Here is a 10,522-nt window from a genome sequence, read left to right as displayed (position 1 = left end):
TTCTTCTTGAGGCATCAGTTGCTGTTTTGTAAACGGTGTAAATGACATTGACATTGCTATTGTGCTATTTAAGAGGTAAAATTACATAAAAAAGATCAAAATACCGTGAGAGTACTTCCTTAAAAAGAACGAAAAAGGAGCTACTGTAAAACTTTCTCCATTTTGATGTCGGCGCGTTCATAAACGCCAGATTCTAAAGGTATTTCGACAAAACAGTACTTGCGATACAAATGAATGGCCGATTTTAGGCTTCTATTGGAATATAAAATAAGTGTCCTCGCATTTATTTCTTTGGCCACAGTAAAGCAGTGCTCTAGAAGGAATTTACCAATTCCTATACCCTGAACAGTGGATGTAACCGCCATTTTACTAATTTCGTACACCGTTTCGCTGACTTTTAATAAAGAAACCGTTCCTACTATTTCGTCTTTGTACGTTGCATAAAAAATCAAACCGCCTTTATCGATAATTTCTTCTTGCGGATTGGAAAGTACAATTTCGTCTCGATCTTCAATACGAAAATACTTTTGTAACCACTCCACATTTAAAATCTTGATATAGTCCTTTAATTCCGTACTAAACGGAATGATACGTACCGCTTCAATCGTGTTTTTCATCTTCTTAACTTAAAACTAAAACTCGTTTTCCATCGGCTTGCTCCTTGATTCGGATAACCGAATGTTCCTCGGGAATCAAATTCGGAATCTGTTCTGCCCATTCGATAAAGCACCAATTTCCAGAATATAAATAATCATCAACACCCATATCGAGTGCTTCAGTTTCGGCTTTTAGTCTATAAAAATCAAAATGGTAAACGATTTCATTTGCAGTCGTTTGGTATTCATTAACTAAAGAAAAGGTTGGGCTGCTAGTCGCTTCGGTAACGCCTAATGTTTTACACAATTGTTTGATAAATGTAGTTTTTCCAGCACCCATTTCGCCGTAAAAAAGAATCACTTTTTTTGGATTCTGAGCCACCACAATTTCTGCTACTGATGCGATATCTTCTAATTCATAAATAATTTCCATGCTCATTTTTCTTCATTAATTTTAAAACAACGCTAGTTCCTTACAATAGCAAAGAACCGGCGTTCGATACTATTTTGGATTGAATACCAAAGCCGGAATAATCATTTCTTCTAACGAAATTCCGCCATGCTGATAGGTATTTTTGTAATAACTCACGTAATGATTGTAGTTGTTTACGTAAGCCAAAAACAAATCATTTTTTGCAAAAATATAAGAACTACTCATATTTATACTAGGCAACCCTATTTTTTTTGGATCTTTCACTGCATACACATCCTTGTACTCATAGGTAAGGCTGCGACCGGTTTTGTAACGCAAGTTCAAACTCGTGTTTTTATCACCCACCACCTTCGACGGATTTTTAACATTAATCGTTCCGTGATCCGTAGTTAAAATCAATTTGAAGCCTAGTTTTTGGGCTTGCTGAATAATTTCTAACAAAGGCGAATTCTTAAACCAGCTCAACGTCAAGGAACGATACGCCTTATCATCGGCAGCTAATTCTTTTACCACATCCATCTCTGTTTTAGCATGCGAAAGCATATCAACGAAGTTGTATACGATCGTAACCAAATCATTGCCCTTTAAACCCTTGAAGTTCTCGGCTAGCTTTTTACCGGATTCCATATTGGTAATCTTAAAGTAATCTTCCTTAAGGTTCAGACCCAAACGCTTCAGTTGTGCCGTCAAAAATTCGGCTTCATACAAGTTTTTACCGCCTTCCTCAGGATCATTTTTCCAGTATTGCGGAAACTGCTTTTCCATCTCCACAGGCAATAAACCTGAGAAAATGGCATTTCTTGCATACTGCGTCGCCGTTGGTAGGATAGAGTAGTAGGACAGTTCTCTCTCAAGTTTGTAATAATCGTTTACAACGCTCTCAAAAACTTTCCATTGGTCGTAGCGCAGGTTATCAATCACGACAAACAAAATAGGTTTGTCATTTTTCTTTATTTCAGGCAAAACTAATTCCTTGAATAAGTTATGCGAAAGCACCGGTTTATCGGCCTTAGGCTCAAACCAGTCTTCGTAATTGCGTTCAATGAATTTCCCGAACTGCGAGTTGGCTTCTACTTTTTGAGATTCCAAAATTTCGATCATCGCCTGATCCGTAATATTCTCTAGCTGCAATTCCCAAAAAATCAATTTCTTGTACAATTCCACCCAATCCTCGTAGCTGTTCACCATACCCATTTCCATGGCAATTTTACGGAACTCCTTTTGGTAGTCGAGCGTTGTTTTTTCCGAAATCAGTCGCGAGTGATCCAAGTTCTTTTTCAAGCTCAGCAAAATCTGGTTTGGATTCACGGGCTTAATCAAGTAATCGGCAATTTTAGAACCAATCGCTTCCTCCATAATGTACTCTTCCTCGCTTTTGGTGATCATAATCATAGGAATCGCACTCTTTTTCTCCTTCATTTCCTGCAGCGTTTCCAGTCCGCTCATACCCGGCATATTCTCATCTAGGAATACCACATCAAAGTTTTCATTCTCAAATAAGTCCACAGCATCGCGCCCGTTATTGCAGGTCGTTACACTATAATTTTTTTTCTCCAGGAAAATAATGTGCGGTTTTAGGTAATCAATTTCATCATCAACCCAAAGTATTTTTATTTTGTCCATATGTATCGGTAAAAAGCGTTCAAAAGTATTTATTTATTGTGCCAAAGTACATTTTTTTAAAACGTTGCCGTATTAATATTTTTATAAAATTTTATAGAATTAAAGGGTAAGTAGGGCAGGAATCCAAAGACGAATCATCCTCCAAATCGTTCTTTGGGCGTGCCCTCCGCTTGGGCTACGGTCGGGCAGTCCACTGCAAGTCCTCGCTCCGCCCTAAAAGCGTCGCTGTGGGCTTTCCGTTTCCGTCCCTCACGCGAGACCCAAAATTCCAATCACGAATAGTAGTTTATCACGACGCATTACATTCCATTGACCAAAAAAAAGGCGGCCTTTACGAGAAACCGTAAGGTAATCCTGTTGTAGGTAATTATCTTTGAAAAAGAAACAACTAATTTAGGCTTTAATCAAATAAATCTTATATTTGACTACCACAAAAAAACAAATTAATCCACAACAATAGGAGCATGAGCTTTTATCTTGTTGTGGATTTTTGTTTTTGGTGGGGAAATGAAGAAAAGTTGCTACCTACAGATGTTATAGACGAGGTGGCAGTAATATTACCTCAAAACATCGAATAAATGACTGAAATAGAAATTGTAATAGATGAAAGTGCTAAAGATGTTGAGCTATTCAAGTCTTTAAAAACAGTAAGTCTTAACAAAACGGAATTATTTAAATATGCAATAATGATGTGGGAAGTCCCACATCATGTTGTAGATTCAGATTTTGATTATCTACAGTCAAAAATTCCAGGATTAGAAATGTTACTTTCAGATTTCATAGAATTTTCAGATAAAAGCATTAAAAATTTATCAAACGATGATAGAGTTAAAAAAATTGTTTCCGAAGCTGTTGGCGTTGGTGTAGGTTTAAAATATACTGTTGACTTGTTAGAAACAAATCCAAATAAATTTAAAAAAATTGAACCATTAACTGACGGTAAATATTTAGATTATTCCACAATTAAAGATGAAAAGGAATATGAAATTGAAACGAAAGGAACTGTTCAAAATTATTACACTACATTCAAAAATGATATTTTGCTAAAAAAAGAAGATAGCAAAAGAAAAAAAGTTCATCTAAGATTTGGAACAATTGCAATGATAAAAAATGAAGACGATACAAACAATTCGAAATGTGTTATCGTTGATGATCCACCAGAAAATATTCAAATAGAAAATGATGATACATTTAAAACTCAATTACTAACTTACGCAACATTTTTGAGTTATATAATTGATACTACATACTATAACAGATATATCAGACCATTAAAAGCAAATAAATTTCAGAAAGTAAGAATCAATGAAAATAAATTTTTTGGAAAATACAACTATTTAGGTAAAGAGTATTATGGTGAATGTTTTGACTATAGGCTAGTTAAAGAAAATGCCGAAAACATAAGTAAAGAACAGATTAAAGCTAGAGATTATTTTAAAATACTGACTGACAAAGTTGGAAAAAACAAAATATTTATTGGTTTGGATACTGAAATAATTGATGCTATAAACGAAAAAAATGTAGAGTTTCTAGATAATTTTAATTCAGATGTTAGCGTCGTTGAAAATAAAAATCAATCAATTTTTTTAGACAAAGATGGAATCATCATTATCAAATCTAAAAATGGTTCAGATAAACAGTTAGAAAAAATATTGACAGAAGAGGAAGTATTTCGTAGACTAGGTCTTTATAGCAATTATATCAGAGGCGAATCTCATAAATGTGGAGCGCCTTGTAGAAGTCGAGAAATTGAAGGGAAACCTTGTGATATTCAAACATATAGAGAAAATTGTCACTTTCATAGATAAAAAATACTACTACCAACACACGTTTGGCGCAATTGCGAATTTTGTCGTAAGTTCACGTTCACGTTTCGCAAGAATTTTTATCTTTAACAGAAAATAAAAAGTTCCGAAGCTCGCAACTGACGTGAAGCGCTTAGATGTTAGGCGTCATTGTATCGAACCGCAGAAACCGACAGACATAAACAGAGAATGAAGTATAAAAAAATACGAGAAGAAGAACTAAAAAACAAAGTTGGTGAAGACTGGTTTAAGACATTTGACACAACCGAAATTTTAGGAAATATTGACTTTACCGTTTTCCCAAAACAAGACAATCTTTTTGGAAGAACTCCTTTATTGTGGGCAGAAGCTAAAACTGGAAATTTTGATATTCCGTCAATGTTTGTGCAACTAATTCTGACAATTGGAAAAGCCAGAACTTTTGACAAAACGTTGCCACCAGCTTTTTTGGGTGCATTTGACTTCAAAAAAATTGCTTTTTTAGATTATATTAATGTTCAAGATATTTTTTATCTCAATGACTTTAACTGGAACGTTACACCAAGCGACCACGAAACTAAAGAATTTCAGTTGATTAAAGAACGTGTCGAAAATATATTAAAAACTAAAACTTATATTTTTGATTACGAAAAAGATGAAAAAGACCTAAATACATTTATTAAAAACAACGTGGCAAAAGCCACAACGAAAAGTAAAATCAAAATTGACAAAAACAATTTCATTCCCATTTATTTACGTTGGATTGATATTGTAAAACCAGTAATTGATGTTAATTGGGATGATTTAAAAAAAGCAAATATTTTTGACAGCGACTTTTATTTGGCAGACATATTTGTTGACGATAAAGGCACACAAAATATTGATGACGATTTAACCATTAGAGACAGTTTATTTGTTGTCTTTCAAAATCAAGGTTATAAAATTGCTAAAGAGAACATCAAGCAAATGTTTGATGCCACCATAAATATACGCAATAAAGATGCTTATTTACAATTCTGGAAACTATATAAACGCCCACCAATAGTAGAGTTTCAAGATTATATAATTGAACGTAAAGATTTACTCGTACCGCAAGACATTAGAGAAAGAAAAGGGGCATTTTTCACACCACGAATTTGGGTTGAACTTTCACAAAAATATTTAACTGACTATTTAGGCAAAAATTGGCAAGACGAGTATTACATCTGGGATTGTGCGGCTGGCACAGGAAATCTATTAACAGGCTTGACTAACAAATACAATATTTATGCAAGTACATTAGACCAGTCTGATGTTAACGTAATGCACGAGCGAATTGAGCACGGAGCTAACTTATTGAAAAATCACGTTTTTCAATTTGATTTTTTAAATGACGATTTTACAAAACTTCCGCAAAGTTTGCAAGACATTATAAACGACCCTGAAAAGCGTAAAAAACTGATTATTTATATCAATCCGCCTTATGCAGAAGTTTCAAGTGTTGGAGAAAAAGGTAAGTTAGGCGTAAACCAATCTAAAATACATACTAAATATGGTAATGAGCTTGGTGGTGCAGGTCGAGAGTTATTTGCCCAGTTTTTAATACGTATTAATTCTGAAATAAAAGGTTGTACTATTGGAGAATTCTCAACATTAAAAATATTTAATGGTTCTGCATTTAAAATATTTCGTAATAATTTTAAAGCTATATTTTCATATGGATTTATTGCACCTGCTTACACATTTGACAATGTAAAAGGAAAATTTCCAATAGGATTTAAAATTTGGAATACAACAGAAAATCAAATTCTTGATAAAATTGAAATTGATATTTATAATGACAAATCCGAATATATTGGAACTAAAGGATTTTATGTTGCACACGAAAAAAATCACTACATAAATAATTGGATTTCATCCTTTAAGGTAAATACAGACTTTATTGGTTTTCTTGCAGGTACAAATGGCAACGACTTCCAACAAAATGCTATTGTTTATTTATTGAATAAAAAGGAACAGATGGCTAATCCAAGAGGTATGTGGATAAACCAGTATAACTTAATAAAAGTTTCAGTTTATTTTGCAGTTAGAAAAACTATTGACCATACTTGGATAATTCACAATGACCAATTCTTATTTCCAAATGTAAAATGGCAAGAAGATGTAGAATTTCAAAATGATAGTTTAACATTTGTTTTATTTCACGAGAAAAACAACATACAATCACAATATGGGACAAATAATTGGATACCGTTTACAGAGCAAGAAGTAAACGCACAAAATCGTTTTGAGAGCAATTTTATGACTGACTTTATAAAAGGAAAAATAGAAATTGAAGATGAAGCGAATTTGTTCGAAAATGAAACAAAACAAGCCATCAACAGAGAATTCTCCGAAGAAGCCAAAGAAGTTTTTGATGCAGGTAGGGAATTGTGGAAATACTATCATAGTCAACCTAATATAAACGTAAATGCCAGTTTTTATGACATTAGAGAATATTTTCAAGGCAGAAACGAAAAAGGTAGAATGAACTCAAAAAGTAATGACGAAAAATACATGGAGTTAATTGGAGAATTGAGAAAAAAACTCAATTTTTTAGCAGACAAAATAAAACCAAAAATATATGAATACGAATTTTTGAAAGACTAAAAAAAAACAATGAACGCCTAACAGCATTTTGGCAAAATAGCGGGTTAAGTGCTAAATTGAAGATGGTTTTTTACTTGGAAAATTAGTTTTTAACAGAAAGACCGCACTTGCTTAGTTTGCCTGACAACGACCTAGTAAATCGTTATTTACAAGGACAGTGAACCGAAATTGAGAAAACATGAATGATAAAGAATTAAAAATTCTATTTTTAAGAACTAAGTTAGAAAACGAATCTAAAAACCTTGATTCGGATAGTTTTTTTAACTTACTTAAAGATGATATTGGGTGGATCAAATACCAACAAATCTATGCCGAATTTGCAAATAATTCTTTACTTGATTCATATTCTTTCATTAAGTTAACTGAACTCGGTAAGAAAACTTTAATAAAGTTAGAATTAGAAGTTGAGCAAGAAAATATTGATAAAAATTCAGAACATAAAAAATTACGTAATGATTCTAAATTATCAGAATGGCAAGTAAAAACCTTTTGGTGGATTTTTGGATTTGCAATCATGGGAGCTGGATTAAGTGTTTATAATTTCATAGATAATTTATCTACAGCTGAAAATGTGACAAAACAAGAAGAACAATTAAAAAAAATGGAATCTGAATTATCTGAATTAAATACATTTATGCTTAACCGAGAAAAGGATAGTGTTTATATTCCGTCCAAGACTAAATAAGACAAATAATATCTTTTAATTTAATAATTTAATTTAAAATGTTTTCGACTTTCAGGGTTCGGAAACTAAACCGAAAAAAAATATGGCTTTAATAAACTGCCCAGAGTGTGGATCAAATGTTTCAGACAAAGCTGAAAAGTGTCCTAAATGCTCTTTCCCAATAAATCAAACTAACAAAAATAGCGAAGGAATGTTTCTTAAGTCACTAAATTTTGGATGCATGTTTGTACTATATTCAGCTCTTGCATTAGTAATATTTTTTGTCTTCGCGTCTCTTTTTTTGTAGCATGTGCAAGAAAAGTATTTAAATAAAAAATATTAAAGAACTAAGGCAAAATAATCGATTACCAAGATTAAGAAATTTGTGGTAAGTTAACACTTACGCATCTTAATAAATTTTATTGTAGGTTTTAAAAATCGTTCAAAAAGTACATGACGAATTATTTTTCATCTTCATGAAAGAGAACTAGATTTACAAGTAGTAAAATAGTAGATAGGCAATCTAGCGCTACACGATTATGATGGCGTGGTAGATAGCTACGATTACCGCATCAGTGCTGCAGGAGTCGATTTCCAGTCGATAGAATTAATGGGTAAAAAAGACAACAGTTATAAATTTACTGATTTAAAAATCGAAGACGATTTTATTGAACCAATAATAGAAAACCAAAACTAAAACAACTAAAACTAACCACAATGAAAAACGCTATTTACATTCTCAGTTTGATTTTACTTTTTATTGCAGTCTACTTATTAATTGAATTTCCGGAATCGGGCAGAAAGGGATTAATAGCTGGAATGCTAACTTTTGTTGGTGTCGTGCTGAATATTGTTGGGTTTGTTATCCCGAAGGCAGTTAAAACAGTATCTTAACTTTGATTTTACTCATGAAAATTAATAAAAACTTTTTTTTGGTTCTAGCCATTTTATCTGCTACGGAATTAGTCTTTAATTCGATTTACGACGGTGCAAGCCATCGCCTGTTTTGGATGGAAGCTAATATTTGGGTCTATCGGTTGGTAAAACTCGTTTTTGTAGGTCTGTTTTTCTATGGGTATTTAAACGCGAGAAATAAGGAAAAAAGAATTCAGCAATAAGCATTAATTTGCAATGCTTTAACCATTAAAAGCCTCACTTATGTACTAGATAAGCTTTAGAAATACGTAAGTAAACCAAAACCCATTATACCATTTGCATATGAATATCGAAGTTTCTGCTAGTTTCAAAAAAATGACAACCAAAGCCATTTTTTCTATTGTCCTTTTCCTGATTGTTTATGTGCTATTACTGCTGCTGTCAGTAGGAATTACTATTCTTTGTTTGATAGGTGCTTTTTACGTGATTACTATTCGGCCATCCTTTATTACTCTAGCATTGGGTGTAGGTTTGGGAAGTTTAGGCTTTTTTATATTGGCTTTTCTTTTTAAGTTTTTGTTTAAAAAACACAAAATAGACCGCTCGCATTTAACTGAAATTACAGCTGAAACTGAACCTAAGCTATTCCGATTCATCGAAACCATCGTACACGAGGTAGGTACTGATTTTCCGAAAAAGATATACGTATCGGCTGATGTGAATGCTAGTGTTTTTTATGATTCTAGTTTTTGGAGTATGTTTTTTCCAGTCAAAAAAAACTTGCAAATAGGGTTGGGGTTGGTAAACGGAATCAGTGAGCAGGAATTCAAAGCGATTTTGGCGCACGAATTTGGTCATTTCTCACAACGCAGCATGAAAGTAGGGAGTTATGTGTATTATGTGAATCAGGTCATATTCAATATGTTGTACGACAACGATTCTTTTGATAAAATGATTCAAAAATGGGCGAACATCAGCAATTATTTTTCGATTTTTCTGATGATTTCGGTGAAGATTATAAGCGGCATTCAGTGGGTTTTGAGAAAAATGTATGAGTTCATCAACGTGGCGTATTTAGCGCTTTCGCGTGAAATGGAATTCCACGCTGATGAAGTAGCGGCCAATGTGGCGGGGATAACGCCCTTGCAGGAATCGCTATTGCGTATGGACCTAGTTGATGCCTCTTACAACAAAGTGTTGCAGTTTTATGGAGAGAAGATTGGAAACAATTTCAAGAGTAAAAATATCTATGAGGAACAGGTGTTTGTATTGGATTATTTAGCCAAAGAGGGACAGTTGCAATTCAAAAATAACTTACCGCTCGTGACTTATTTAGATATGAGCAAATTCAATAAATCGAAGTTGGTTATCGAAAACCAGTGGGCATCGCATCCTTCTGTCGAAGATCGTTGTGCTAATCTCGATCGTGTGGGGATACATAAGGAGGTTGAAAATAATGCTTTGGCGAAGTACATTTTTCAAGATTTTGAAAAAATTCAAGAAAAAATTACCAATCAATTGTTTAGCCATGTAGACAATGACCAAACTTTTGAATCGGTTGCGATTACTGATTTTAAACAAGAGTTTGTACAAAAGCAGCAAGAACAATCGTTTCACGCGATGTACAACGGCTATTACGATAACAAAAATAGCACTTATTTTGATACCGATAAGGTGGCAACAAACGATACGCTGCCGCTTTTAGAATCGTTATTTGACAAAGAAAAAGTAGATTTAGTGTACGATTGCATTGCGATTTCAAATGACGAACAAACTATTCAAAACATAGCAGATGGTCTGATTAAGCTAAAATCCTTTGATTATGACGGTCATAAATTCAAATCCAGTGAAGCGAGCACTCTTTTGCCTAAGCTAAAAAAGGAAAAAGAAGCCTTAGAGGAGCGCATTGCCCAAAATG

General features: G+C 33.4%; 10 protein-coding genes. 7 read left to right on the top strand and 3 right to left on the bottom strand.

Annotated elements, in window-relative coordinates; all coding sequences use genetic code 11:
• Positions 1-140 precede the first annotated feature (140 nt).
• The 3 genes from P8M54_RS10310 to P8M54_RS10300 form a co-directional block, all read right to left on the bottom strand.
• Positions 141-617, bottom strand: a complete 477-nt coding sequence (locus P8M54_RS10310) for a GNAT family N-acetyltransferase (protein ID WP_300287746.1) — start codon at positions 615-617, stop codon at positions 141-143.
• A gap of 4 nt (positions 618-621) precedes the next feature.
• On the bottom strand, positions 622-1,029 hold the full coding sequence (gene tsaE / locus P8M54_RS10305) for a tRNA (adenosine(37)-N6)-threonylcarbamoyltransferase complex ATPase subunit type 1 TsaE (RefSeq protein ID WP_300287747.1): 408 nt from the start codon (positions 1,027-1,029) through the stop codon (positions 622-624).
• Between the two features lie 69 nt (positions 1,030-1,098).
• Positions 1,099-2,652, bottom strand: coding sequence for a bifunctional response regulator/alkaline phosphatase family protein (locus P8M54_RS10300; RefSeq protein WP_300287744.1), 1,554 nt, complete (start codon positions 2,650-2,652; stop codon positions 1,099-1,101).
• A gap of 578 nt (positions 2,653-3,230) precedes the next feature.
• On the opposite strand from P8M54_RS10300, the gene P8M54_RS10295 reads away from it, so the two are divergent.
• From P8M54_RS10295 to P8M54_RS10265, 7 genes are all read left to right on the top strand, one after another.
• Complete coding sequence (locus P8M54_RS10295; protein WP_300287743.1) at positions 3,231-4,460, top strand: hypothetical protein; 1,230 nt, start codon at positions 3,231-3,233, stop codon at positions 4,458-4,460.
• 186 nt (positions 4,461-4,646) lie between these two features.
• On the top strand, positions 4,647-7,064 hold the full coding sequence (locus tag P8M54_RS10290; protein ID WP_300287742.1) for a hypothetical protein: 2,418 nt from the start codon (positions 4,647-4,649) through the stop codon (positions 7,062-7,064).
• A gap of 178 nt (positions 7,065-7,242) precedes the next feature.
• Complete coding sequence (locus P8M54_RS10285; protein ID WP_300287741.1) at positions 7,243-7,749, top strand: hypothetical protein; 507 nt, start codon at positions 7,243-7,245, stop codon at positions 7,747-7,749.
• Between the two features lie 526 nt (positions 7,750-8,275).
• The gene (locus P8M54_RS10280; protein ID WP_300287740.1) at positions 8,276-8,425 is read left to right on the top strand and encodes a hypothetical protein; all 150 of its coding nucleotides are present in this window, start codon (positions 8,276-8,278) and stop codon (positions 8,423-8,425) included.
• Positions 8,426-8,445: 20 nt separating this feature from the next.
• The gene (locus P8M54_RS10275; protein WP_300287739.1) at positions 8,446-8,622 is read left to right on the top strand and encodes a hypothetical protein; all 177 of its coding nucleotides are present in this window, start codon (positions 8,446-8,448) and stop codon (positions 8,620-8,622) included.
• A 14-nt stretch (positions 8,623-8,636) separates the two neighbouring features.
• Positions 8,637-8,846, top strand: coding sequence for a hypothetical protein (locus P8M54_RS10270; protein ID WP_300287737.1), 210 nt, complete (start codon positions 8,637-8,639; stop codon positions 8,844-8,846).
• 100 nt (positions 8,847-8,946) lie between these two features.
• Positions 8,947-10,522: M48 family metallopeptidase (locus P8M54_RS10265; RefSeq protein ID WP_300287736.1), on the top strand; the 1,576-nt coding region annotated here is incomplete at its 3' end.

Source organism: Flavobacterium sp. (assembly GCF_029242675.1).
Lineage (GTDB): Bacteria > Bacteroidota > Bacteroidia > Flavobacteriales > Flavobacteriaceae > Flavobacterium.
The sequence above is the reverse complement of the archived record's forward strand: the minus strand, read 5'-3'. Positions and strand labels throughout refer to the sequence as shown.